The 24633-nt window shown below is 66.4% G+C and carries 25 protein-coding genes; 9 read left to right on the forward strand and 16 right to left on the reverse strand.

Features of this window, described 5'->3' with window-relative positions:
• Positions 1-141 precede the first annotated feature (141 nt).
• Together ISO4_RS00815 and speA are read right to left on the reverse strand one after the other, a co-directional pair.
• Entirely contained in the window at positions 142-597 is a 456-nt protein-coding gene (locus ISO4_RS00815) for a DUF4112 domain-containing protein (protein ID WP_142947569.1), read from the reverse strand.
• Positions 598-601: 4 nt separating this feature from the next.
• Complete coding sequence (speA, locus tag ISO4_RS00820; RefSeq protein WP_194854819.1) at positions 602-2479, reverse strand: biosynthetic arginine decarboxylase; 1878 nt, start codon at positions 2477-2479, stop codon at positions 602-604.
• 159 nt (positions 2480-2638) lie between these two features.
• Between speA and speE the strand changes: the two genes are divergently transcribed.
• On the forward strand, positions 2639-3496 hold the full coding sequence (gene speE, locus ISO4_RS00825; RefSeq protein WP_194854820.1) for a polyamine aminopropyltransferase: 858 nt from the start codon (positions 2639-2641) through the stop codon (positions 3494-3496).
• 8 nt (positions 3497-3504) lie between these two features.
• Here the strand turns inward: speE and ISO4_RS00830 are convergent, their stop codons facing one another.
• From ISO4_RS00830 to ISO4_RS00840, 3 genes are all read right to left on the reverse strand, one after another.
• Positions 3505-4092 (reverse strand): 2-hydroxychromene-2-carboxylate isomerase, encoded by a 588-nt coding sequence (locus ISO4_RS00830; protein WP_194854821.1) that lies wholly within the window; start codon positions 4090-4092, stop codon positions 3505-3507.
• A gap of 28 nt (positions 4093-4120) precedes the next feature.
• On the reverse strand, positions 4121-4846 hold the full coding sequence (locus ISO4_RS00835) for an SDR family oxidoreductase (RefSeq protein WP_194854822.1): 726 nt from the start codon (positions 4844-4846) through the stop codon (positions 4121-4123).
• A 353-nt stretch (positions 4847-5199) separates the two neighbouring features.
• Positions 5200-6114 carry a LysR family transcriptional regulator gene (locus ISO4_RS00840; RefSeq protein ID WP_142947574.1) on the reverse strand — a complete coding sequence of 305 codons (915 nt, stop codon included), beginning with the start codon at positions 6112-6114 and terminating at the stop codon, positions 5200-5202.
• Positions 6115-6209: 95 nt separating this feature from the next.
• On the opposite strand from ISO4_RS00840, the gene ISO4_RS00845 reads away from it, so the two are divergent.
• The 3 genes from ISO4_RS00845 to ISO4_RS00855 are packed head-to-tail and all read left to right on the forward strand — an operon-like array spanning position 6210 to position 8507.
• Positions 6210-6887 carry a histidine phosphatase family protein gene (locus ISO4_RS00845; protein ID WP_142947575.1) on the forward strand — a complete coding sequence of 226 codons (678 nt, stop codon included), beginning with the start codon at positions 6210-6212 and terminating at the stop codon, positions 6885-6887.
• 21 nt (positions 6888-6908) lie between these two features.
• Complete coding sequence (locus ISO4_RS00850) at positions 6909-7721, forward strand: alpha/beta fold hydrolase (RefSeq protein ID WP_194854823.1); 813 nt, start codon at positions 6909-6911, stop codon at positions 7719-7721.
• 33 nt (positions 7722-7754) lie between these two features.
• Positions 7755-8507 (forward strand): SDR family oxidoreductase, encoded by a 753-nt coding sequence (locus ISO4_RS00855; RefSeq protein WP_194854824.1) that lies wholly within the window; start codon positions 7755-7757, stop codon positions 8505-8507.
• Between the two features lie 12 nt (positions 8508-8519).
• On the opposite strand, the gene ISO4_RS00860 is transcribed toward ISO4_RS00855, so the two are convergent.
• The 3 genes from ISO4_RS00860 to glnK form a co-directional block, all read right to left on the reverse strand.
• On the reverse strand, positions 8520-9872 hold the full coding sequence (locus tag ISO4_RS00860) for a DEAD/DEAH box helicase (protein ID WP_194854825.1): 1353 nt from the start codon (positions 9870-9872) through the stop codon (positions 8520-8522).
• Between the two features lie 154 nt (positions 9873-10026).
• A complete protein-coding gene (locus ISO4_RS00865) occupies positions 10027-11286 on the reverse strand; it encodes an ammonium transporter (protein ID WP_194854826.1) in 1260 nt (419 codons plus the stop codon).
• An 86-nt stretch (positions 11287-11372) separates the two neighbouring features.
• Complete coding sequence (gene glnK / locus ISO4_RS00870; protein WP_067612559.1) at positions 11373-11711, reverse strand: P-II family nitrogen regulator; 339 nt, start codon at positions 11709-11711, stop codon at positions 11373-11375.
• A gap of 301 nt (positions 11712-12012) precedes the next feature.
• Here glnK and ISO4_RS00875 point away from each other — a divergent pair, with 301 nt between their 5' ends.
• The 3 genes from ISO4_RS00875 (at position 12013) to ISO4_RS17275 (ending at position 13863) form a co-directional block, all read left to right on the forward strand.
• Positions 12013-12255 carry an accessory factor UbiK family protein gene (locus ISO4_RS00875; protein WP_194854827.1) on the forward strand — a complete coding sequence of 81 codons (243 nt, stop codon included), beginning with the start codon at positions 12013-12015 and terminating at the stop codon, positions 12253-12255.
• A gap of 116 nt (positions 12256-12371) precedes the next feature.
• Positions 12372-13256 (forward strand): magnesium chelatase domain-containing protein, encoded by an 885-nt coding sequence (locus tag ISO4_RS00880; RefSeq protein ID WP_407647907.1) that lies wholly within the window; start codon positions 12372-12374, stop codon positions 13254-13256.
• A complete protein-coding gene (locus ISO4_RS17275; RefSeq protein WP_407647908.1) occupies positions 13156-13863 on the forward strand; it encodes an ATP-binding protein in 708 nt (235 codons plus the stop codon). The genes ISO4_RS00880 and ISO4_RS17275 overlap by 101 nt, the downstream gene beginning before the upstream one ends.
• On the opposite strand, the gene ISO4_RS00885 is transcribed toward ISO4_RS17275, so the two are convergent.
• Both ISO4_RS00885 and ISO4_RS00890 read right to left on the reverse strand, forming a co-directional pair.
• Positions 13860-14618, reverse strand: a complete 759-nt coding sequence (locus ISO4_RS00885) for an SDR family NAD(P)-dependent oxidoreductase (protein ID WP_142947582.1) — start codon at positions 14616-14618, stop codon at positions 13860-13862. The genes ISO4_RS17275 and ISO4_RS00885 overlap by 4 nt on opposite strands.
• Before the next feature lie 120 nt (positions 14619-14738).
• A complete protein-coding gene (locus tag ISO4_RS00890; protein WP_142947583.1) occupies positions 14739-15770 on the reverse strand; it encodes an AraC family transcriptional regulator in 1032 nt (343 codons plus the stop codon).
• Between the two features lie 142 nt (positions 15771-15912).
• Between ISO4_RS00890 and ISO4_RS00895 the strand changes: the two genes are divergently transcribed.
• Entirely contained in the window at positions 15913-16974 is a 1062-nt protein-coding gene (locus tag ISO4_RS00895; RefSeq protein ID WP_194854828.1) for a fatty acid desaturase family protein, read from the forward strand.
• Here the strand turns inward: ISO4_RS00895 and ISO4_RS00900 are convergent.
• From ISO4_RS00900 to ISO4_RS00910, 3 genes are read right to left on the reverse strand one after another with little or no spacing between them, the layout of a single operon-like run.
• Positions 16971-17690, reverse strand: coding sequence for a 16S rRNA pseudouridine(516) synthase (locus tag ISO4_RS00900; RefSeq protein ID WP_194854829.1), 720 nt, complete (start codon positions 17688-17690; stop codon positions 16971-16973). The two genes, ISO4_RS00895 and ISO4_RS00900, sit on opposite strands and share 4 nt — an antisense overlap.
• Entirely contained in the window at positions 17683-18162 is a 480-nt protein-coding gene (locus ISO4_RS00905; RefSeq protein WP_142947586.1) for a LabA-like NYN domain-containing protein, read from the reverse strand. The genes ISO4_RS00900 and ISO4_RS00905 overlap by 8 nt, the downstream gene beginning before the upstream one ends.
• Positions 18159-18887 carry a pseudouridine synthase gene (locus ISO4_RS00910; RefSeq protein ID WP_194854830.1) on the reverse strand — a complete coding sequence of 243 codons (729 nt, stop codon included), beginning with the start codon at positions 18885-18887 and terminating at the stop codon, positions 18159-18161. Before ISO4_RS00910 ends, ISO4_RS00905 begins: the two co-directional genes overlap by 4 nt.
• 74 nt (positions 18888-18961) lie before the next feature.
• Here ISO4_RS00910 and rep point away from each other — a divergent pair, with 74 nt between their 5' ends.
• On the forward strand, positions 18962-20983 hold the full coding sequence (gene rep / locus ISO4_RS00915; RefSeq protein WP_194854831.1) for a DNA helicase Rep: 2022 nt from the start codon (positions 18962-18964) through the stop codon (positions 20981-20983).
• A gap of 15 nt (positions 20984-20998) precedes the next feature.
• Here the strand turns inward: rep and ISO4_RS00920 are convergent, their stop codons facing one another.
• The 3 genes from ISO4_RS00920 to ISO4_RS00930 all read right to left on the reverse strand — a co-directional run bounded on the left by ISO4_RS00920 (position 20999) and on the right by ISO4_RS00930 (position 24586).
• Positions 20999-21343 (reverse strand): c-type cytochrome, encoded by a 345-nt coding sequence (locus ISO4_RS00920; RefSeq protein ID WP_194854832.1) that lies wholly within the window; start codon positions 21341-21343, stop codon positions 20999-21001.
• A 32-nt stretch (positions 21344-21375) separates the two neighbouring features.
• Positions 21376-21828 (reverse strand): c-type cytochrome, encoded by a 453-nt coding sequence (locus tag ISO4_RS00925; RefSeq protein WP_194854877.1) that lies wholly within the window; start codon positions 21826-21828, stop codon positions 21376-21378.
• 160 nt (positions 21829-21988) lie between these two features.
• Positions 21989-24586, reverse strand: coding sequence for a CHASE2 domain-containing protein (locus tag ISO4_RS00930; RefSeq protein ID WP_194854833.1), 2598 nt, complete (start codon positions 24584-24586; stop codon positions 21989-21991).
• Positions 24587-24633: the final 47 nt, after the last annotated feature.

A 24633-nucleotide genomic window follows, 5' to 3' on the forward strand; every position in this document is an offset into this window, starting at 1 on the left:
TGCGTTCCCTGATTGAGAGGCTGTTCTTGTTTGAGCCTTCTAATCACTTCGCCAGTATCAGCCTCCAATTTGAGAATAGCAGCATCCTGTTACAGCTTTTTACCTGTCAACGGCGCGTTTCACCGTAACGTCACGGCCGGGTTACGCCAACAGCGCCACGCCGGCGGCGGTGATCACGCCGAACAGTATAGAAAGCCCGACCAGAGTGCCCCAGGGGAACCGCCGCGGCGCCTCCGCGCCCAGCTGCTTAAGCAGGTCCTGGCGCACCAGCCGGGTGTTGCGGGTGTTGGCTTTGAAAATGGCGTCGAAGGCGTCGCCGACCACCGGCACCAGGCCGCCGACGAAATCCACCAGCATGTTGCGCAGCATGCGCCGCTTGGTGGCGCCGCTGACGCCGGCGCGCTGGGCTTCCAGCAGCACGTAACCGGACAGCACCAGGCCGGCGGCGTCGCCGATCACCGGCACCAGGCCGATCAGCGCTTCGGCGCCCAGTTCAAAGCGGGTAAAAGGAATGCGAATGCTGGAATCGGTGAACCGGCTGAAGCGGTCCAGGCGTGCCAGGGTGGCCTGCTGACGGGCCCGTTTCTGATCGTCCATGCTGTTATTCCAAGTAGGTGTAGCCCGCCAGACCGTCCCGGATTTCACCGAGGAAACGCTGGCGCTCATCGTCGTGAAGCTGGGATTGCTGGCAACGGTCTTCCAGGGTCGCCAGCAACCGTTCCGGATCAAAATTCACATAGCGCAACACCGAGCTGACCGTGTCCCCCTGGATCGCGTGGGTCAGCTCTATCTCGCCGCGCTCATTGAGGTTCACGTCCACGGAATCGGTATCGCCGAACAGATTGTGCATATCACCGAGGATTTCCTGGTAGGCCCCCACCATGAAAATACCCAGGTGCCCGTTCAGCGTTTCCGGTAACGGCAGGGTGGCTTCCACCCCTTCGCCGTCCACGTACTGGTCGATACGGCCATCGGAATCACAGGTGATGTCCTGCAACACACCGCGCCGGGTGGCGGGCTGGTCCAGGCCGGACAACGGCAGCACCGGGAACACCTGATCAATGCCCCACACATCCGGCACCGACTGGAACACGGAAAAGTTAACGAACAGTTTGTCGGCGAGGATTTCGTTTAGGCGATCGAGCAGATCACGCTGCTGGCGGCGGCGTGGGTCGAGACGGGCACGCAGCGCCAGCAGCCCGTTGGTGTAGAGCTGTTCGCCGCGGGCGCGGCCGCGGATATCCACTTCACCGTTCAGGTAACGCAGGTGCAGGTCCTGCCACGCGCCGAGCAGCTCCGGGTGCACCTCAAGCAGATTGGGGTGCTCGCCGCTCAGCACCTGATTCAACCGCCAGAGCTCGTGCAGCTCCACGCAGTCGGAATCGCCGGGGGCGGTCACCCGCGCCGTGGCCTGACGTTCCTCGTCGGTGATGTTGACCAGCAGCACCGCATGGTGGGCGGTGAGCGCACGCCCGGATTCGGAGATCAGATGCGGCTCGGGCACGTCGCTGCGTCGGCACTGCTCGCTCAGGGTATGCACGATGTGCCAGGCGTAATCCGCCAGGTTGTAGTTCATCGAGCAGTAGGAGCGGGAGTGGGTGCCTTCGTAGTCCACGCCCAGACCGCCGCCCACGTCCACGGTATCCAGGGCGGCGCCCAGCTGGCGCAGTTCCACATAGTAGCGGGCCGCTTCGCGCATGCCCGCCTTGATGTCCTGGATGTTGGCGATCTGCGAGCCCAGGTGGAAATGCAGCATGCGCACGCAGTCCAGCCTGCCCGCCCGGCGGCAGTGCTCCACCGCCTCGATCAGCTGCGGCGCACTGAGACCGAACTTGGACTTTTCGCCGCCGGTGTTCTGCCAGTTACCCTTGCCGATGCTCATCAAACGCACCCGCAAACCGATGCGCGGCGACACCTCAAGCGCCCGCGCTTCCTCCAGCAGCATGGGCAGCTCGGAGAGCTTTTCCACCACGATCTGCACCTGGAAGCCGAGCTTCTCGCCCATCAGCGCCAGGCGCAGGTATTCACGGTCCTTGTAGCCGTTGCAGACCACCACGTCGCCGGGGTTGGAGAGCGCCAGCACCGCCAGCAGCTCCGGCTTGGAGCCGGCCTCCAGCCCCACCGGCTCGCCCTCTTCCCGGGCGCGCAGAATTTCATGCACCACGCGCCGCTGCTGGTTGACCTTGATCGGATACACCGGCGTGTAGCGGCCCTGGTAGGCCTGCTCCCCGATGGCGCCCCGGAAGGCGCCGGCCAGGCGCCGCACCCGGTCGCGCAGAATGCCCGAGAAGCGGGCCAGCACCGGCGTGCGCAATCCGGCGGCGCGGCACGCCTGCAACACCGCTTCCAGGGTCGCTTCACCGCCCTGATCGCCCTGGGGGCGCACATGCAGGTGGCCGTCCTTGCCGATCCGGAAATAGCCGTCACCCCAACGCTGCACATTGTAAATGGCGTCAAACGGGCTTTGGGGCTGGGTCATGGACGGTTCCTTGGCGGCTGCGTACTTTGCCGCATTATGCCTGCCGGGGCCGCCGGCGGACAAAAATAGTTGCTCGGATACCGCGCCCCGGCGCTTCTACATTGACGCCGAACGCTTACAATAGCGGCCTTCTGTGAAGCGTTTAGCGGACACCCCTTTATGAGCTCCGAAAAAGACAACTGGTTCATCGAGCATTTCGACTCCGCCGGCACCGCCTTCGGCCTGCGCCTGAAACGAAAGCTGGAATCGGTACAGACCGACTATCAACACATCGAAATGTGGGACACCGATACCTTCGGCTATCTGATGACCATTGACGGCGCCACCATGCTCACCACCCGGGATAACTTTCTCTACCACGAGATGATGGCCCACCCGGCGCTGTTCAGCCACGCGGCACCGCGCAACGTGCTGATCATCGGCGGCGGCGACTGCGGCACCCTGCGGGAAGTGTTGCGCCACGGCGAAGTGGCCAGCGCCGTGCAGATCGATATCGACGAGCAGGTGACGCGCTTTTCCGAAAAGTATTTCCCCGAGCTGTGCGAGTCCAACAGCGACGAGCGGGCGGAGCTGCGCTTCGAGGACGGCGTGAAGTTCATGCAGGAATGCGAAGCCGGCCGCTTCGACGTGATCATCGTCGATTCCACCGATCCGGTGGGCCCGGCGGAGGGGCTGTTCAAGGCCGAATTCTTCCGCCACTGCCACCGCGCGCTGGCCGACGGCGGCGTGCTGGTGCAGCAATCCGAATCACCCCTGCTGCACAGCGACACCATCATCCGCGACCTGCACGCCAATATGCGCGAGGCCGGCTTCAGCCATACCCGCACGCTGCCGTTCCCGCAGCCGGTGTACCCCAGCGGCTGGTGGAGCTGCACCCTGGCGGGCAAGGATCACGACGTGGCCGGGTTCCGCCAGGCGGACGCCACCGGCAAGGGGTTCGAGACCCGCTACTACAGCGCCGACATCCACAAGGCGGCGCTGGTGCTGCCGCCGTTCATGGAACAGGCGTTGTCCTGAGCCGCGGCCTAGGCCCGTAACGCTTCCTCGACGAAGTCGAGCCGGTCCTGGCCGAAGAACATTTCCTCCCCCACGAAGAAGGTGGGCGCGCCGAATACGCCGCGCTCCACCGCCTCTTCGGTGGTCGCCTTAAGGCGATCCTTGACCGCCTGATCCTGGGCCAGAGTTGCCCAGTGCGCCGAATCCAGACCGGCTTCGGCCAGGGTGCGGCCGAGCACGTCCAAGTCCGACAGATCCCGCTCTTGCAGCCACATCCCCTCGAACAGGGCGGCCAGCACGGTGTCGCGCTGGTCGCTGTCGACGGCGGCGGCGGCCAGCCGCATGGCCATCAGGGTGTTCACCGGAAAGTGCGGATTCTGGTTCAGGGTGACGCCGTAACGGCGCGCGAAACGCTGCATGTCCCGGCCGCTGTAGCGCCCCTTGGCGGGCACCGCCGCCGGCGAGGCGTTGCCGGTGGCCTTGAACACGCCGCCCAGCAACATGGGCCGGTAGCGCAGGGTGGCGCCGGTACGCCGGCAGACACCCGGCGTCTGGGTCCAGGCCAGGTAGGAGGCGGGGCTGCCCACATCGAAGAAAAATTCCAGCTCGCGGCTCATTGGCGGCTCTCCATTCATTCATCGTTTGTTAGAAGTTTTCCATCCACGGGCGCAGGTCCAGCTCGTGGGTCCAGGTATCGCGGGGCTGTTGGTGCAGCATCCAGTACGCATCGGCGATGTGCTCGGGATCGAGGATGCCGTCCTGGTCCTTGAGCGCGTAACGCTGCGGGAAGTTATCACGGATAAAGGCGGTGTCGATGGCACCGTCGATGATCGGATGGGCGACGTGGATGCCCTCCGGACCCAGCTCACGGGCCAGGCTCTGCGCCAGCGCGCGCAGCGCGAATTTGGCGCCGGCGAACGCGGCGAAACCGCGACCGCCGCGCAGCGACGCGGTGGCGCCGGTGAACAGGATGGTGCCACGGCCGCGCGGCACCATCACCCGGGCCGCCTCCCGGCCGGTGAGAAAGCCGGCGAACGCGGCCATTTCCCACACCTTGCGGTAGACCCGGGCGGTGGTCTCGCGGATCGGAAAATGAACATTGGCGCCGATATTGAAAACCACCACCTCCAGCGGCCCCACTTCGGTCTCGATGGTGTCCACCAGGGCTTGCATCTGATCTTCGTCGCGGGCGTCGCAGCCGAAGCCGCGGGCCTGCCCTCCCTCCTCCCGGATACGCTCGACCAGCGGCGTCAGGGCGTCCTCGGTGCGGCGGGTGACACAGGCGGTGAAGCCTTCACGGGCAAAACGTCGGGCAATGGCGCCGCCGGTGGCGTCACCGGCGCCGACCACAAGAATCGCGGGGGCGGTCATGGGGTCTCCTTGTACAGGCTACAGAGGTCGACCCAGTATGCACCGGCTTCGCTTAACAGGGGAAAGGCGCGGCCGACCCGCACCGATGATGCTCACGATCAGCCGCCCACGGCCACCGCCACCGCGCAGGCCACCGCCCCCAGCACCAGAATCAGAACCACACGACGTATCACCATCGGCCAGTCAACCAGCCAAAAATCCTTGAACCATCCCATTTTTCTATCCCCAAGGTACTTTTATTATCACAACCGAAAAATGTGACTCACGTCACAAGTGACGAGGTTGCTCTTGCACCCTGTGGATATGCAATAAGGCGAATTGGGTAAGCGTGAAGGTGGCGTCAGTAAGGTGTCTTAGCCGGGTTCGCTCTGCTGTTCCGCCAGCATCGCCATCACCCTTTGCCGCAGCCAGGTGTGGCCCGGGTCCGCGCTTTGATCCCGGTGCCAGTAGAGGTGCAGCTCCAGGCCGGGAACGTCCGCGGGGAGCGGCTCCACGTGGCTGCCGGCGGGCGCCAGCTGACGCGCCAGCAGGCCCGGCAGGGTGAGCAGCAGGTCCGAGCCCATCACCGTGGACAACGCCGCCATGTGGTGCTGGCAACGCAGGCGGATATTGCGCCGGTAGCCAAGGCGGGACAGACCGAAATCTTCCATGCCCGGCCCTTCCCGCCGCGAGGACACCAGCACGTGCTGCGCCGCCAGGTAGGCCGGCAGGTCCAGCTTGCCGGCCAGCGGGTGGCCCGGCCGCATGATCACCACCAGCGGCCCGCTCATCACCGGGCGGTGTTCGATGGCGTCCGGCAGTGGCAGCAGTACGTCGGCGGCCAGATCCAGCCGGCCGCTGGCCAGTTCGGTCGCCAGTTGCCGGCGCGCCACGGTCATCGACTGCAGCCGCACGCCGGGGGCCTCTTCAAGAATGCCGGCGGTGAGCGGCGGCAGCAGACAGCCTTCCAGCCCGTCGCGCAATCCGACCACGAAGGTGCGCTCCGCGTCCGCCACGTCGAAGCCGCCCTCGTCGCTGAGACAACGCTGCAGTCCGCCCAGCGCGTGGCGCACCGGGGTGACCATGGCGCGTGCCCGGCTGGTGGGCACCATGCGTGCCCCCTGGCGCACGAACAACGGGTCCTCGAGACGGTCGCGCAACCGCCCCAGGGCGTGGCTCACCGCCGGCTGGGTCAGGTTGAGCACGCGCGCCGCGCGGGTCAGGGAGCCTTCGGTATAGATAGCGTCGAAGACCACGAACAGGTTCAGATCGAAGCGGGAGACATGCATGGGGCTTATCCAGGTGTATTTTTCAGATTCATTAGATTAATTGAAAACCGCCCCCTAGCATGGGGTCAACTTCCGGGAATAAGCAGAGACCCTCGATGCCAGTGATTTACCTGATCCGTCACGGCCAGGCCAGTTTCGGCGCCGAGAACTACGACGCCCTGTCCGACGCCGGCTGGGAACAGAGCCGCATCCTCGGCCGCCACCTGCGCGAGCAGAATCTGGGCGCGCCGCGGGTGGTGTGCGGCGCCATGCAGCGTCACCGGGAAACCGCCCAGGCGACACTGGAAGCACTGGGGTTGCCGCAGGAATGGGCCACCGACACCGGCTTTAACGAATACGACCACCAGACCCTGATGCGGGTGCACTGGCCCGAGTCCCAGGACCGGGCGGTGCTCACCCGCTGGATGAACGAACAGGACAACCCGCGCCGCGCCTTCCAGGCCCGTTTCGAGGAGGCCCTGCGCCGCTGGCAGCGCAACGAAGACGACTATCAGGAAACCTGGCCGGCGTTCCGCGAGCGGGTGCTGGCCTCCCTGTACAGCCTGGCCAACCGGCTGGAAAGCGGCGACAGCGCCCTGGTGTTCACCTCCGGCGGCGCCATCAGCGTGGCCATTCAGCACCTGCTTGAGCTGGACCAGGAGGCGCTGATCACCTTCAACCGGGGCCTGATCAACACCAGCGTCACCCGTCTGCTGGTCAACACCGGCCGTCTGCGCCTGGCCACGCTCAACGAGCACCTGCATCTGGCCGGCGACATGCTCACCTACCGATAACCGGCGATCACGAGGCCCACCATGGCGTTCACCCACCACACCATCGAACTGAATGGCCAGCGCTACGCCTACCTGGACGAAGGCGAAGGCCCGCTGCTGGTGTTCGGCCATGGCGTCCTGGCGGACAAATCCATGTTCGAGGCGCAGATCGAGGCACTCCGCGACCGCTACCGCTGCGTCAGCCTGGACTGGCCCGGCCACACCGGTTCCGGCTACCGGGAGAAAGGCTGGAGCTTCTACGACATGGCCGACGACAGCGTCGCCCTGCTCGATCAGCTGGGTTATGACCAGGCGATTTTCGTGGGTTTGTCCCAGGGCGGCATGACCTTCATGCGGCTGGCGCTCAAGTGCCCGGAGCGGGTGCGCGCCCTGGTGCTGCTGGACACCTCCGCGGACCCGGAAGACGCCGACCTGCTGCCGGTGCACCGCCAGCAGCAGTCCCGGTTCGCCCACGGCAGCGAGGCCGAGCGCGATGAGGTGGTCACGCGCATGCAGAAATTCCTGTACGCCAAGCCCTGGCGCGACGCCAACCCGGACGGGGTGGCCCACGAGAAGGCGCTGATCCTGGCCCACGACCGCCACGGCATCGAGCTGGCGTTGGAGAACGTCTTTACCCGTGACGACATCAGCGGCGATATCAGCGCGATCAGTGCGCCTACTTTAGTGATCGTCGGCGAACTGGACCGGGCAACGCCGCCGGAAAAAGCGCAGCGCATCGTCGACGCCATCCCCGGGGCGCGGCTGGTCACGGTGGCCGATTCCGGGCACCATTCGCCGATAGAAAACCCCGAAGCGGTGAACCGGGCGCTGTCCGATTTCCTCGCCACGCTGTGATCCGGGGTCCACGCACGCGACAAGGATAATGCCATGAGTACCCGTTCCAATATTCTCATCACCGGCGCCAGCTCCGGCCTGGGCGCCGGCATGGCGCGGTTGTTCGCCGCCCGGGGCCGCAACCTGGCCCTGTGCGCGCGGCGCACCGACAAGCTGGACGCCCTGAAAGCGGAACTGGAACAGGCCCACCCCGGCATCACCGTGCTGGTCAAACCCCTGGACGTGAACCACTACGACCAGGTGTTCGACGTGTTCCGTGCGTTCCGCACCGAGCTGGGCAGCCTGGACCGGATCATCGTCAACGCCGGCATGGGCAAGGGCCAGCCGCTGGGCACCGGCTATTTCCACGCCAACCGGCAGACCGCGGAGACCAACTTCGTCGCCGCCCTGGCCCAGTGCGAGGCGGCCATGGAGATCTTCCGGGCCCAGAACAACGGCCATCTGGTGGTGATCTCCTCGATGAGCGCGGTGCGCGGCATGCGCAAGAACATCAACACCTACGCCGCCACCAAGGCGGGCGTGGCCAGCCTGGCGGAAGGGCTGCGCATGGAGATGATCGGCAAGCCGATCACCGTGAGCACCCTCTACCCGGGCTACATCCGTTCGGAGATCAACGAGAAAGTGGAAAAGGCGCCGTTCATGGTGGACACCGAGACCGGCTGCAAGGCGCTGGTCCGCGCCATCGAGAAAGAACCCGCCAAGGCCTACGTGCCGTCCTGGCCCTGGGCGCCGCTGGGCTTCGCCATGAAGGTCCTGCCGCTGTCCCTGGTCAAGAAAATGACCTAGGGCCTGTTCACACTAGTCCAGCGGCCCCGGATTCTTGCGCCGCTTGGGCTTGGCGAAACCGCCCTGGGTATCCGGCGCCGGCGATGGCGCCGGGCGCTTGCGCGCCGCCTTCTTCTTCGCCGCCGGCTTCTTGCCGGCCGCCTTGGCCGACTGGGCCAGCGCCTTCTTCTTCAGCTTCTTATGCTTGCTGCCCACCGCCTTGCCGGAGCGCTTGCGCTCCTTGGGGCCCAGGTAGCGGCCGCGCAGCGCCTCCACCACCCGGAACTCGAACTCCTGGCGCAAATAGCGCTGGATGCTCGCCATCAGATTCCATTCGAAACTTTCCACCAGCGAGATCGCCGCGCCCTCGCCGTCGCCGCGCCCGGTGCGGCCGATGCGGTGCAGATAGTCGTCGCCGCTGCGCGGCATATCGAAGTTGATCACCAGCTCCAGGCCGTCCACATCCAGCCCCCGGGCCGCCACGTCGGTGGCCACCAGCACCGTCACCGCGCCGCTGTTCAGCCGTTCCAGCGCCAGCTTGCGGTCCTTGGTGTCCTTGTCGCCGTGCAGCACGAACACCTTGTGGGCGGTGGAGCGCAGCACCCCGCCGAGGCGGTCGGCGGTGGCCTTGGTGTTGGTGAACACGATTGCCTTGCGGTGGGGCTCATGGGCGAGCAGCCACTGCACCAGGCGCTCCTTGTGGGAGCGGTCGTCGGCGGTGATGATCTGCTGGCGCACCTGCTGGTTGAGCTCGCGCACGCTGTCGAGCATCAGCGACTCGGGCTCGCGCAGCACCCGCGCCACCATGGCGTCCATGGCCGCGCCGCCCGGCGTGGCGGAGAACAACAGCGTCTGCCGGGCCGGGTTGCAGGCCGCCGCCAGACGCAGCACGTCGTCGCTGAAGCCCATGTCGAGCATGCGGTCCGATTCGTCCAGCACCAGCACCTTGAGTTCGGACAACGCCAGATTGTCCGCTTCCAGATGCTCGATCAGCCGGCCCGGCGTGCCCACCAGCACCTCCGGGTTCTTGCGGATGCGCGCCGCCTGCACCTTGAAGTCCTCGCCGCCGGTGACCGCTTCCGCCTTGATAAAGGTGAAGCGCGACAGCGCCTGCACCTGCTTGAGCGTCTGCCGGGCCAGCTCCCGGGTGGGCGCCAGCACCAGCGCCCGGGTGCCGATGCCCCGGTCCTTCTCTTCCAGCAATCGCTGCAGCATGGGCAGCACGAAGGCGGCGGTCTTGCCGGTGCCGGTCCGCGCCACCACGCGCAGGTCCCGACCCGCCAGAGCGGGGGGAATAGCCGCCGTTTGCACCGCCGTGGGCTCACTCAGCGACAGCTCTTCCAGGGCGCGCAATAAACGTTCATGGAGATTCAGATCAGCAAACACAGACAATACTCGGTGATGACTTGTAGGAGCGGGCCCGGCCCGCGAAAGGGAGCGCCGCTCCCGGCAGGATACCAGAGACTTGTTTCACCGATACAAAAAAGGGCGCCCGAAGGCGCCCTGTAGGTTGGAGCAAGACAGATTGGAAGAAGACGGATCAGCTCTTCACGAACTCCGGGTACGCTTCCATACCGCAGTCCACGATATCCATGCCTTCGTACTCGTCCTCTTCGGAGACGCGGATGCCGAAGATCGCCTTGAGGATGGCCCACACGATCAGGCTGGCCACGAACACCCACACGAAGATGGTCAGGGCGCCGATCAGCTGGCCGGAGAAGCTGGAACCGTCGTTGGTGATCGGCACCAGCATCAGGCCCAGGAAGCCGACCACACCGTGCACGGAGATGGCACCGACCGGATCGTCGATCTTCAGCTTGTCCAGGGTCACGATGCTGAACACCACCAGCACGCCACCGATCGCGCCGAACAGGGTGGCGGTCAGAGCGGTCGGGGTGGACGGCTCGGCGGTGATGGTCACCAGGCCGGCCAGGGCGCCGTTGAGCAGCATGGTCAGGTCGGCCTTGCCGAACAGGAAGCGGCCCACGATCAGCGCGGCAACGGCACCACCGGCGGCGGCGGTGTTGGTGTTCAGGAACACCATGGCCACGGAGTGCGCGCTGGCGGCGTCGCCGAGCTTCAGCACGGAACCGCCGTTGAAGCCGAACCAGCCCATCCACAGGATGAAGGTACCCAGGGTCGCCAGCGGCAGGTTGGCACCGGGGATGGCGTGGATCTCGCCGTTCGGGCCGTACTTGCCTTTACGGGCGCCCAGCAGCAGCACACCGGCCAGGGCGGCGGCCGCACCGGCCATGTGCACGATGCCGGAACCGGCGAAGTCGGAGAAGCCCAGATCACCCAGGTTGTACATGCCGAACACGTCGACGCCGCCCCAGGTCCAGGCGCCTTCCATCGGGTAGATGAAACCGGTCATGACCACCGCGAACGCCAGGAAGGCCCACAGCTTCATACGCTCGGCCACGGCACCGGAAACGATGGACATGGCGGTGGCGACGAACACTACCTGGAAGAAGAAGTCGGACGCGCCGGAGTAGACCGAGCCGCCGTCAAAACCCGCTTCCGCGGAGTCCGCCAGCACACCGGCCAGATCAAAGGCTTCAATGCCGTTCAGGAAGATGCCGCCGCCGTACATGATCGAATAACCGCAGACCAGGTACATCAGGCAGGCGATGGCGAACAGCGCCACGTTCTTGGTGAGAATTTCGGTGGTGTTTTTAGCACGCACCAGGCCGGCTTCGAGCATCGCGAAGCCCGCCGCCATCCACATTACCAGTGCGCCACACACCAGAAAATAAAAGGTGTCGATGGCGTACTGAAGTTCAAAGATTTGATTTTCCACGTTGCAACCCTCCGAGAATTGGAAGCGTGTTCAGGACCTTGGCATGGGTCGTGTTACACATTTCTCTAAACGTAAGCTTCTAAACTTTAGATCGCGTCCTCGCCGGTCTCGCCGGTACGGATGCGGATGGCCTGCTCCAGGGTGGTGACAAAGATCTTGCCGTCACCGATTTTCCCGGTATTGGCCGCTTTGGTGATCGCTTCGATAACCTGATCCAGGCTGGCCTCCGCGATGGCCACTTCGATTTTTACCTTGGGCAGGAAATCGACCACGTATTCCGCGCCGCGATACAGCTCGGTGTGACCCTTTTGACGTCCGAAGCCTTTCACCTCGGTAACGGTGATGCCCTGAACGCCGATCTCGGACAGTGCTTCACGCACGTCGTCCAATTTGAACGGCTTGATGATGGCTGTAACCAGTTTCATTTCTATCTCCTTCAAACGCTTATAACGCGTCCGTTAACGTCCGTTGGGTTTCAGACCGGAACGCTCTAGCCCATTTTCTGCACGACCCATGCCAGTTTTTAAAAGTCACGCATATTCAGAGGGTTAGAACTGTTGCCCCGGGGTGTTCCGGGGTCGGTTGCGGCAATATAGTGCATCATCATGGAGCGCTTCCCAAAATGGTGCACGCCGTTACGGTGCTCTCGAAGCGCCCATAACGCCAAGGGCGGTGGTACCATCGCACCTTGACCCGCCCGAGTAGCAAATAGTGGAGCCTGTGGCCATGCAAAGCCAAGCCTTTCTCGATCGACTGATGGCCGACATCAGCCGCCATCTGCCCGGCGATCTGGGCCAGCTGCGCCAGGAGGTGGAGCACAGCGTGCGCGCCGTCCTCAACGAAACCCTGACTCGCCTGGATCTGATCAGCCGCGAGGAGTTCGAAATCCAACAGCAGGTGCTGGAGCGCACCCGCGCCCGGCTCGAGGCCCTGGAAAAAGAGGTGGCGGCGCTGGAAGAGCGCGCCTGAACACCTGACCCCGGCGCACCGTCGAGGACGTCCTACATGACGTCGAGCCACCGGCGCACCCGGATCGAGGGCGCCGGCGTACACCGCCGGCCCCACCGGCCGGTTAATCTCGCCCCATGTCTATCGCCCTGCTTCACAGTCGCACCACCCTGGGAATCCGTGCCGTACCGGTGCGCGTGGAAATTCACCTGGGTCCGGGGCTGCCCGGTTTCACCGTGGTCGGTCTGGCCGACACCGCCGTCCGCGAGAGCAAGGACCGGGTCCGCTCGGCGCTGATCAACGGCGGTTTTCGCATCCCGCAACAGCGCATCACCGTCAATCTGGCGCCGGCCGACCTGCCCAAGGACGGCGGCCGCTTCGACCTGCCGATCGCGGTGGGCATTCTGCTCGCCAGCGGACAGCTGGGGCGCGTCGATCTGAAAGACATGGAGTGGATCGGCGAGCTGGCACTGTCCGGAGCGCTGAGCCCGGTGCCGGCGGTGCTGCCCGGCGCGCTGGCCGCGGCCCGCGACGGACACACCCTGGTGGTGCCGGCGGCGAACGGTGACGAAGCCGCCCTCGCCGGCGCGGACACCCTGGCGGTGAACAGCCTCACCGAACTGTGCGCGCACCTGAAGGGGGACACCCGGCTACCGCTCCACGCCCCACCGGCCTCGCCCGGCGACGACACCGGGGGCGCCCCTTGTCTGTCTCAGATTCGCGGTCAGCCGGCCGCCAAGCGGGTGTTGGAGATCGCCGCGGCGGGCGGCCACTCCCTGCTGATGAGCGGTCCGCCCGGTGCCGGCAAAAGCATGCTGGCCTCGCGCCTGCCCGGCCTGCTGCCGCCACTGGACCGGGAGCGGGCCCTGGAAGTGGCGGCGATCCAACTCGCTGCGTCACGCGCGCCCCGCCGGCGCGTTCCTGCAGCCGCCCTACCGGGCGCCGCATCACACCGCCTCCGCTGCCGCGCTGGTGGGCGGCGGCGGCCGGCCGCGCCCCGGCGAGATATCCCTGGCCCATGAAGGTGTGCTGTTTCTGGATGAGATGCCGGAATTCCAGCCGCGGGTGCTGGAGGTGCTGCGCGAGCCGCTGGAAACCGGCGAGGTACACATCGCGCGGGCCGCTCAACAGGTGACGTTTCCGGCCCGCTTCCAACTGGTGGCGGCGATGAACCCCTGCCCGTGCGGGTACCTGGGCGACCCGGAGAAAAGCTGCGGCTACGAGTGCGAGAAAGCGAAGCGCTATCAGCGACGGCTGTCCGGTCCGCTGCTGGATCGCATCGATCTGCATCTGGAAGTGCCGGCGGTGTCGCCGGATACTTTGCTGGGGGCCGCGGACGGCGAGCCCAGCCGACGGGTGCGGGAGCGGGTGCTGGCCGCCCGGGCGTGCCAGCTGCACCGCCAGGGCCGGCTTAACCGTGAGCTCGACGCGGAGCGACTGATGGAGGCATTAGGCCCGCACAAGGCCTGGCTCACCGGGGTGATGGAACGCCTGGAGCTGTCCGCCCGGGCGCTTCACCGCAGCCTGCGCGTGGCGCGCACCATCGCCGACCTGGCCGGCAGCGAGGTGATCCGCCGGGAGCATCTCCGCGAGGCGCTGAGCTACCGCCAGAACCTGCTCAAGCCTTAAAGCGTGTTGCACAGATGCGCGCCGTCCACCGGGATCGCCGCGCCGCTCATGTAGCTGGAGGCGTCGGAGGCGAGCAGCAACAGCGGCCCCACCAGTTCGTCGATCTGGCCCAGGCGGCGGTAAGGGATGCGCTTGATCAGCTTCTCGCCGTGGGGGCCCTGGAAGAATTCCCGGTTGATGTCGGTTTCCACATAGCCGGGGCAGATGGCGTTGCAGCGGATATTGTGGCGCGCGTAATCCAGGGCAATGGACTGGGTGAACTGAACCACCGCCGCCTTGGCCACGGTGTAGGGTGCGAGCATGGCGCCCACGCGCAGGCCGAGGATCGAGGCGATGTTGATGATGTTGCCGGGGCGGCCGTCGCGGCGCCATTGCTGGATGGCGAACTTGCTCACCGCCCAGACGCCGTTCAGGTTGGTGTCCACCACCGCGCTCCAGTCTTCTTCGCTCAGGGTGTCGGTGGCTCCGTCGCGGCTGATGCCGGCGTTATTGACCACCACATCCAGGGCCGGCATGCGCTCGAAGGCGGCCTCCACGCTGGCGTGGTCGGCCACGTTCATGGGCACCACCACCGCGTCCCGGCCCAGGGCGCGCACCGCGCCGGCGGTTTCTTCCAGCTTTTCCACGCGCCGCGCGGCGAGCACCAGGTCGGCGCCCTGTTCCGCCAGCACCCGCGCGAAGTGGGCGCCGAAGCCGCTGGACGCCCCCGTGATCAGAATACGTTTGCCGCTGACGTCGAATCGGTTCTCGCTCATGGGGGTCTCTTTATCAGGTGGAGGAATAGGAAAGAAGAGCAAAACCCTAACGCCGGGCGGGGCCGCGCTCAAGCGCCCACGGCGCGCACCGGCGGCGGTTGGGTAAGCGGATGTGTCGGTTCAGCCGTTCTGGTAGAAGCTGGGCGGGTGGCCGGTCCAGCGCCGGAAGGCGCGGGTGAAATTGCTGGGGTCGGCGTAGCCGAGCAGGTCGGCGACTTTCTGCACCGGCAGGTTGGCCTGCAGGTAGCGCACCGCCCGGGCCATGCGCACCTCTTCCAGCAGGTGCCGGTAGCTGACCCCCACCGCCGCCAGGTAGCGCCGCAGGGTGCGGGAGGTGAGATGGAAGCTGGCCGCCAGCTGATCCAGGCTGGGCAGCATGCCCTCCGCCTGCATCAGCCGGGCACGCACCCGCGAGGCCCAGTCCAGGTCCGCCTCCAGGCGCTGCAGTTCCTCTTCGCATTTGTGCGCCGCCATGCGCCGGGACGCCGGGTCGGAGAGCGGAAACGCCACCTTCATCAGCCGTGCCGGAAAGCGCAGCGCCGCCACTTCACGGCCGAACACCACCGGCATGCCGAGCACTTCGGCGTAGCGCTCCGCGTGGGGCGGCGGCGCGTAGGGCAGTTCCAGGGTGGCGTCCTGCAGGCGGTCATCGAGCAAATAGCGCAGCCCGCCCACCAGCGCGGCGGTGACCACTTCCAGATAGGGCTCGCGGATATCGCCCAGGTCGTAGGGTTCCGCCAGGCAAAACCGGACCCAGCGGCCCTCCAGGCTCAGACGCGGCAGGCACAGGCGGGTGCGGGTGCGGAAATAGCGCTCCAGCAGCTCCAGCGCCTCGCCCAGGTCGGCGCTGCTGATCGCCGCGTAGCCGAGCAGCCCGTGGGCGGTGACGGTGAGCTGGCGGCCCAGCGCCAGGCCGATGGCCGGGTCGCCGCTGAGGTCCCGGGCGCCCGCCATGACCCGCTGGAACTGCTCGAAGCGCAGTGCCGGCTCGGCGCTGTACACCTCCGCCTGGGTCAGGCCCACATGCGCCAGCAGCCGGTCCGTGTCGAGACCGAACTCATGGACCAGCTCCACCAGATTACGGACATAGTTGACCGGAATCGGGGTGCGGTCGCCGGCGAGGCTGGGGAGATCCGCGATCTGTACGCTCATGGCCAAGAGAATACACCTGTTCGCGGCTTTGTCCGAAAATGACAGGTCACTGTCCGGCGCGGCCCTTCGCCGTCGACAGGGGCACGGTGAGAATAGCGGCGCTGTGACATCCACCCGTTGCCATTCCCTTCCGGAGGACCCCATGAGCGACACCCGAGGCTACCAGCGCACCTTCGGCGCCGACGACGCCCGCGCCATTCGCGATGCCATGAAACAGGACCTGGGGCCGTCGGCGTTCCGGGCCCGGCCGTGGCGCGCGATCTGGTTTCTGCCCATGAGCCTGGTGATCGTCGGCGGCATCGCCGCGATTCTGACGCTGGGCCTGCCCTGGTGGGGTAATCTGATGATCGCCGTGGTGGTGGGCCACACCCTGGGCTGCCAGGCGCTGCTCGCCCATGAGGTGCTGCACGGCGCCCTGGGCATGAGCCGGCGCCTGCAGAACCTGTTCGGCTGGATCGGCTTCGGCCCGATGATGATTCCGCCGGAGTTCTGGCGCCGCTGGCACAACGTGGCCCACCACGCGCACACCAACCTGGGCGACCGGGATCCGGATTCGTTCGGCACCGCCCACCGCTACAACAAGCACCCCAAGCTGGCCAACTTCACCAAGCTGGCGCCGGGCTCGGGCACCTGGTACAGCTACTTTTTCCTGTTCTATTCCTTCATGTTCCACGCCCAGCTGGTGCTGTGGATGCAGACCCGCCGCCGCGAGGAATTCAAAGGGTTCGAGCGCAACAAGGCGATTCGCCAGGCGTTGCTGTGCGGCGCCGCCTGGCTGGTTCTGGCGGTGCTGTCCGGGCCGCTGGCGCTGTTCACGGTGTTGATCCCGCTGATGATGGCCAACGCCCTGGGCCAGGGCTACATTCTCACCAACCACATGCTGCGCCCGCAGATGGACAACAACCACCCGGTGGACAACTCCATGAGCGTGCGTCAGCTGCGCTGGCTGGATCCGCTGCACTTCCACTTCAGCCACCATGTGGAGCATCACCTGTTTCCGAAGATGGGCTCCGACCAGGCGCCCAAGGTCCGCGCCTGGCTGCAACGGGAAATGCCGGACCGCTATGTCTGCCCCAGCCACGCCCGGGCGCTGGTCGCGCTGTACCAAACACCGCGGGTGTATCAGGACGCGCACACGCTGGTGGACCCGCTGGACCGGTCGCGGACCGTGGATGTGATGGCGCTGCAGGGCGAGCTGCGCTAGCCGATTTCCGCGTCGGTGAGCGGGCGCCAGGCGCCGGCGGGCAGGTCCGGGTCCAGTTCAATATGGCCCACCGCTTCGCGGTGCAGGGCGACCACCCGGGTGCCCACCGCCGCCAGCATCCGTTTGACCTGGTGGTAGCGGCCTTCGCTGATGGTCAGCAGCAGTTCCGTGTCGCTCAACGCCCGCGCCTCGGCGGGCCGGGTGGGCGCCGGGTCGTCGTGCAGCACCACCCCGTCGCGCAGCCGCGTCAGCTGGGCGTCGTCCAGCGGCTCGGCGGTGGTCACCCGGTAGCGCTTGGCGCAGTGGTGACGCGGCGACATCAGGCGGTGGGCCCACTGGCCGTCGGTGGTCAGCAGCAGCAAACCGGTGGTGTCCCGGTCCAGGCGGCCGACGATGCGCAGGCCACGGCGCTGCTCGGCGGGAATCAGATCGATCACCGTGGGCAGGGCGTCCTCCAGGGCGCACACCCGGCCGGCCGGTTTGTGCAGCATCAGGTAGCGCTCGCCGGGCAGCGTCAGCACGGCGCCGTCGAGCCGCACGCACTCCCCCGGCGCCACGCTGCTGTTGGCCTTGAGGCCGGTGCGCGGCGCCCCGTCTTCACCGGTCACCGTCACCGCGCCGCCGCGGATCAGGGCCTTGGCCTGCTTGCGGCTGAGGCCGGCGGCGTGGGCGACGAAGAAATCCAGCCGCGCCGGGCCGGTGGGCGAATCAGCCAAGCAGCAAATCCCCTTCGATGGGAATGAAATCGTCGGCGGCGCGCATCAGGGCCGCCGCGGTGAGCGGCGCCACGCCGTAGACTTCCACCTGACAGCCGTGCCGGGCGCGGATGTGGTCGGCGAGAATGGCGAAGTCGCCGTCCCCGGACGCCAGCACCACCCGGTCCACGCTGGGCGCCTGCTCCATGATATCGATGGTGATGCCCACGTCCCAGTCGCCCTTGGCGGAGCCGTCGGCGCGCTGCAGGAACGGCTTGAGCTTCACGTTGAAACCGATGGCGCGCAGGATGTTCTGAAACTGACGCTGCTTCTCATCGCCGCGCTCCACCGCGTAAGCGTGGGCGGCCACCACCTGGCGCCCACCGGTGGCGCGCGCCCAGAGCGCGTTGTAATCCACGTTGCGCTGGTGGGCCTGGCGGGCGGTGTAATACAGGTTCTGCACGTCGGCGAAGACGGCCACGGTGGAAGTCATGGTCGGCGGAGCTCCTGAACATCGGGCTCGGCGGGGCCCGGCAGACGAATTTCGTCGGCGCCGAGGGCGCGATACTGCCCCGGTGCGAGCGAGGGGTCCAGCCGTATCGGGCCGATCCGTTCCCGGTGCAGAGCCACCACCCGGTTGTCGAAGTGCCCGAACAGGCGCTTGATCTGATGATAAAGCCCTTCGTACAGCGTCACCCGCGCCTCGCGCGGCGCCAGGATCTCCAGGCCGGCCGGGCGGGTGGTGCGGTCCTCGTAGGGAAAATAGAGCCCGCGCTCGAACACGGCGGCGTAATCCGGCGTGATCGGGTCCTCGGTGCGCACCCGGTAGACCTTCGGCAGTTTGTGGCGCGGGTCGCTGAGACGCCGCGACCAGCGCCCGTCGTTGGTGAGCAGCATCAGCCCGGTGCTGTTGAAATCGAGCCGCCCGGCCAGATGCAGGTCGGTGGCGTCGGCGGGGTCCAGACAGTCCAGCACCGTGCGATGGTGGCGGTCGCGGGTGGCGCTCACGCAGCCGGTCGGCTTGTGCAGCATCCAGTAGGCGGCGCGGCGCACGGTGAAGGGTTCGCCGTCCAACGCCACCGGCGTGAAAGGCCCCACTTCGTGGCGACCGTCCTGGATCACCCGCCCGTCCACGGTGACGCGGCCGGCCGCCAGCAACAGCCGCACGCCGCGCCGTCCCAGCCTTTTCCGCTGCCCCAGAAAGCGGTCCAGTCTCATCAATCACGGCTCCTAAAGGGTGCGCTCCGGCTGCTATGATACGCGCTTCGTCCATCAGCCCCGCCGGAGTATCGATGTCGTCTCTCAACCCCCGCCAACAGGAAGCGGTGCTCTACACCGACGGCCCCCTGCTGGTGCTCGCGGGGGCGGGTTCGGGCAAGACCAGCGTGATCACCCGCAAAATCGCCTGGTTGATCGCCGAGAAAGGCGTGCCCTCCGGCCGCATCGCCGCGGTCACCTTCACCAACAAGTCGGCGCGGGAAATGAAGGAGCGGGTGCAGAGCCTCACCGAACGCGGCTCCACCCGGGGGCTGATCGTCTCCACCTTCCACAACCTGGGCCTGCGCATTCTCAAGCAGGAACTGGCGGCCAGCGGCCTGCGGCGCGGCTTCTCCATTCTCGACCAGACCGACAGCAAGGAGATTCTCAAGGAAATCCTGCGTCAGGGCGAATCGGAGAAAGACCTGGCGGCGGTGGACGCGGTGCAGAAGCGCATCTCCGACTGGAAGAACGAACTGATCCTGCCCGAGGAGGCGGTCAGCCACGCCGACAGCGACGACGCCCTGCGCGCCGCCATGGCCTATCAGGGCTACAACCGCATGCTGCGCGCCTGCAACGCGGTGGACTTCGACGACCTGATCCTGATGCCGGCGCAGCTGTTCCGCGAGCAGCCGCGCATTCTGGAGAAATGGCGCCACCGCATTCAGTACCTGCTGGTGGACGAGTACCAGGACACCAACGGCGCCCAGTACGAACTGGTGCGCATGCTCACCCACCCGGAGGGGCGCTTCACGGTGGTGGGCGACGACGACCAGTCGATCTACGCCTGGCGCGGTGCGCGGCCGGAAAACCTGGCCAAGCTGCAGGAAGACTGGCCGGACCTGAAAGTAGTCAAGCTGGAGCAGAACTACCGCTCCACCGGTCGCATTCTGAAGGCCGCCAACACGGTGATCGCCAACAACCCCCACGTGTTCGAGAAGAGCCTGTGGTCCGATTACGGCTACGGCGAGGCGATCCGCATCGCGGCGCTGCGCGACGAGGACGCCGAGACCGACTGGATCGCCGGGGACATCTTCCACCGGCGCCTGCAGCGCGGCCTGCACTGGAAGGACTTCGCGGTGCTCTACCGGGGCAATTTCCAGTCACGGATTCTGGAGATGAAGCTGCAGGCACTGCAGATTCCCTACAAGGTGTCCGGCGGCACCGGCTTTTTCTCGCGGGGCGAGATCAAGGACCTGATGTGCTACCTGCGCCTGCTGGTCAACCCGGACGACGACAATGCCTTCCTGCGCGTGATCAACACGCCGCGCCGGGAGATCGGCCCGGCCACCCTGGAAAAACTGGCCGGCTGGGCCGCCCAGCGGGACCAGGGCCTCTACCATGTGTGCGACGACTTCGCCCTGGGCGAGGTGATGGCCGGGAAAGCCGCGGACAAGCTGCGCGCCTTCAAGACCTGGCTGGATGAAAAGCGCCGCGCCTGTTTCGGCCATAACAGCCTGCAGGCGGTGAACGAACTGATCACCGAGATGGATTACGAGAGCTGGGTGATGCAGAACGCCTCCAGCCCGCGCATCGGCGAGAAGCGCATGGAGAACGTCTGGCAACTGGTGCGCAATATCCAGCGCATGCTGGAAAAGCAGGAAGACGACGAGGAAGGCGCCTCCGACCTGGAAGCGGTGATCAGCAAACTGGTGCTGATGGACATGCTGGAACAGCAGGACGAGGAAGACGATTCGGACCGGGTGCAACTGATGACCCTGCACGCCTCCAAGGGCCTGGAGTTCCCCCACGTCTACATGATGGGCGTGGAGGAAGAGCTACTGCCGCACCGCACCAGCATCGAGGAGGACAACATCGTCGAGGAGCGCCGCCTGATGTACGTGGGCATCACCCGCGCCCGCGAGAGCCTGGCGATCACCCAGGCGCTGACCCGCAAGCAGTACGGTGAGAAGGTGGACACCCTGGCCAGCCGCTTCCTGGAAGAGCTGCCGCTGGACGACCTTCAGTATATCGGCGAGGGGTTCAAGAAAGACGAGGAACAGGAAGATCAGGTGGCCCAGGCCAGCATCGCCAACCTCAAGGCCCTGCTGGACTAGGCGGCGGCGCCGGGACTACTTGGCGCCGCTCTCCTTGAGCATGTACAGCACCGTGGCTTCGATCTCTTCATCGCTGCAGTCGAAGCAGGTACCGCGCGGCGGCATGCCGTTCTGACCTTCGATGGCGATCTTCACCAGCGTCGGGAAGCCTTCTTCCTCGATCTCTTCAGACCAGATCAGACGGTGTTCCGGACCCACCATGGGGGCGCCGGCCATGCCGGTGCCATGGCAGTTCACGCAGTATTGGGCGTAGATTTCGGCGGGCTCACGGGATGCGCTTTCGCCGGACGCGTCGGCGCCCGACGCATCGGCTGGACCGTCCGCGTCGCCGCAGCCGGCGAGCGTCAACGAGGCCAGCAACCCGCCGAGGAGGGCGGGCCCGAACCGCCGCACTACTGGCTCTTGTCCACGATGTATTCAACGGCGGCGGCGATTTCCTCTTCGGAACAGTCGCTGCACATACCTTTGGCCGGCATGGCGTTGAAACCTTCGTAGGCGTGCTTGACCAGAGTGTCCATGCCTTTGTCGATGCGCGAGGCCCAGGCACCGGCGTCGCCGGTCTTGGGCGCACCGGCGGCCCCGGAGTCGTGGCAGGCGGCGCAGCCGCTGCTGTAGACGGTGGCGCCGTCGCGCGGCTCACCGGAGGCGGCATCGCCGGCATCGGCCATCTGGCTGCCGCAGTCCTCGCCTTCCACGCAGACGCTGCCCACCGGCTTGAGACGCTCGGCGGTGGCGCGGTCGCTGAGAATAGAGCGCTCACCCAGGGGATAAGAAGACTTCTCCGCCGCCAGCGCGGCGTTGCCGGCGAAAACGGTGGCGAGAAGGACCAGGCTGGCGGTCAGCATTTTATTCACTATGACACCTCTGATAGCTATGACTTGCCCCGGGGGCGGCGGAATTATACCCGCAGAAAACACCGGGAAAAAGGCGCCATCGACGCCTATCGCGGAATCAGCTTAGCGCGGAGCGCTCACGGCGCCGTGAAAAGCGCCCGGGGAGCGCGGCCTAGAGGCCGCCCACATCGATGCGCGGCAGCGCCAGACGGAAGCAGCTGCCTTCGTTCGGAACGCTCTCCACATGGATGGTGCCGCCGTGGCGCTCGGTCACCACCTTGACGAAACGAAGGCCCAGACCGGCGCCGCGGGTGCGCGCCCCGCCGCTGGTGCTGGCGCGGCTGAAGCGTTCGAACAGCTTGTCCTGGAACGCTTCCGGAATACCCACGCCCTGGTCGCGCACGTCACAGCACACCTGGCCGCCTTCGGCATAGAGACGCACCAGCACCTTGCCGTTTTCGTGGCTGTATTTCACCGCGTTGGTGAGCAGGTTGACCACCAGACGCTCAAGCAGCTCGTTGTTGCCGCGCACCCAGACATCCTGCTCCTGGTCGTAGTCAAAACGCAGGGTGATGCCCCGGCTCTGAGCCTGGATCTGCACCTGGTCGATGGCGGACTCGACCACGTCGAGCATGTCCTGCTCCACCATCTCCACGGATTCTTCCGCCTCGACCCGCGCCAATTGCAGGAACTGCTCGGCGATATTCAGGTTGCGCTGGGCGTAGTGCTCCACGTTGTCGAGGAAGTCCCGCAGCCGTTCGCCGTCCTCGCCATGGCGCATCCTGCCGATCAGCGCCAGCACCGAGACCATCGGCGAGCGCAAATCGTGGGACAGGAAATCGAGCATCTCGGTGCGGGTGCGCATGGCCTGCTTGACGTCGGAAATATCCTTGAGGCTGACGATCAGCATGCGCCCGGGCTGATCGCCGGCGTGCACCAGAATCATGTCCAGGTAGAGATCCATGCCGCGCCGGTTGCGGCACTCTTTCTGCACCCGGCCGTCGGCGAGCACCTCCTGCAGCAGCCCCATCCAGTCGCGGTCGCCGTGGAATTCCAGTTCGCGGCCGATATCCGCCAGCCCCAGGGTGTCCTGGCCGACGCCTTCCAGGCTGAGCAGGTAGGCCGCCTGGGGGTTGATGAAGACCACCCCCCCGCAGGCGTCGCAGATCAGCACGCCCTCGCTCATCTGCGCCAGCCCGACCTGGAAAAAGCGGGTCAGCGCCTGCTGACGCTGCTCCTCGGAGCGCAACCGTTCGATGTGCTTTTCGATCACCTCGTAGCGGGGCCCGCCGCTGGGGCGGCGCGCCTCGGTGCGGGCCAGCATGGCGCGGATCCAGTAATCGTAGGTGTCCGCGTCGAGCCCCTGGCGCCAGGCCACCCACAGCTCGTAACGCTTGCCCTCGTGGCGGAACGGGTAGCGGCGCGCCAGCTGGCCGCGCCAGTCCACCGGCGCCAGCGCCTCGCCGCCGGAGACCGGGGCGCCGCCCTGGGTCTGCAGGCGCCAGGCGCGCACCGGCAGCACCTGGTCGAGCATTCTCAGCATGCGCGACATCGGTGCCGGCTCGGTCAAACGGCGGTTGAGGTCGCTGTACTCGGCCAGCCGCGCCAGGGCGTTGCGCATGTAGGCCATGGAGTATTCCAGACGCCGCCAGGTCCACAGCGGATAGGCGACAATGGCCGAAAGCAGCGCCGCCGCCGGCGGAAACCAGAGATTGAACAGCGCCAGCAGGCCGTAGCAGACCGCCACGGTCAAGGCCAGAGAGGCCATCACCAGGGGGATGCTCCAGCGCGGCAGCACGAAGGGCAGCAGGAACGGCGCCAGCAGCGCCAGCAACAGGCTGACGAACAGGGCCGGCACCGTGTCCAGCCGCTCGATCAGCTGATGACGGCGCAGCGCATCGAAGATATTGGCGTTGATTTCCACGCCCGCCATCAGCTCGCCCTGGCCGGCCATGGGGGTCGGCAGCATGTCGCCGAGCCCCGCGGCGGTGGCGCCGATGAACACGAACTGGTCCTTCACCAGCTGGTCGGGCACCCGGCCTTCAAGCAGGTCCACCGCCGACACCTGGGGGTAGGTGCCGGCGCCGCCGGCGAACGGAATATAGCGGGGGTACTTGCGCACATTGGCGAGACCGGCGAAAGCGCCTTCGTCCCCCGCCGGGTAGAGATCCGTGGAGATCAGGCCCTCGCCTTCCAGCAAGGCCTGGGTAATGTGCGGCCACCAGGGCTGGCCGATGCCCGAGCGCATGAACACCGAGCGGGCCACACCGTCGCCGTCCAGCTCCAGGTCCACATGGCCCAGCCCCTTGGCGGCGCGGGCGAACTCGGCGTGGGGCAGCACCTCGATCAACTGGCCGCCGGAGCGCAGTTGCTCCACGTGCACCGGCAAATAGACGTGTCCGGCGGCGCGGATCGCCTCCGCCAGCGCCTGGTCGGACTCGGGCCGGCTGCGATCCGGCTCCGACAGAATCAGATCCATCAGCACCGCGCGGGCGCCCTGCTCTTCCAGCTGGTTGATAATCTGCGCGTGAATGCGCCGATCCCACGGCCAGCGGCCCACCTCGCGAAGGCTGTATTCATCGATGCCGACGATCAGCACGTCGCCGGACGGCTCCATGGGCAGCCACTGCATGAGGCTGTCGTAGACGTAGCGGTTGAAGAACGACAAGCCACCGCTGATCGAGAGCAATACGCAGAGCCCGGCGACCACCAGAAGCACGGACAGGTGTTCCACCAGGTAGCGTCGTTGCTCGGAGCCGAGTTTCGCCATGAAATCCTATAACGTCAGTAGTAGTTCGGCCGCCACGGTGCCCAGGA

It is taken from the genome of Alloalcanivorax venustensis ISO4 (assembly GCF_015356855.1).
Lineage (GTDB): Bacteria > Pseudomonadota > Gammaproteobacteria > Pseudomonadales > Alcanivoracaceae > Alloalcanivorax > Alloalcanivorax venustensis.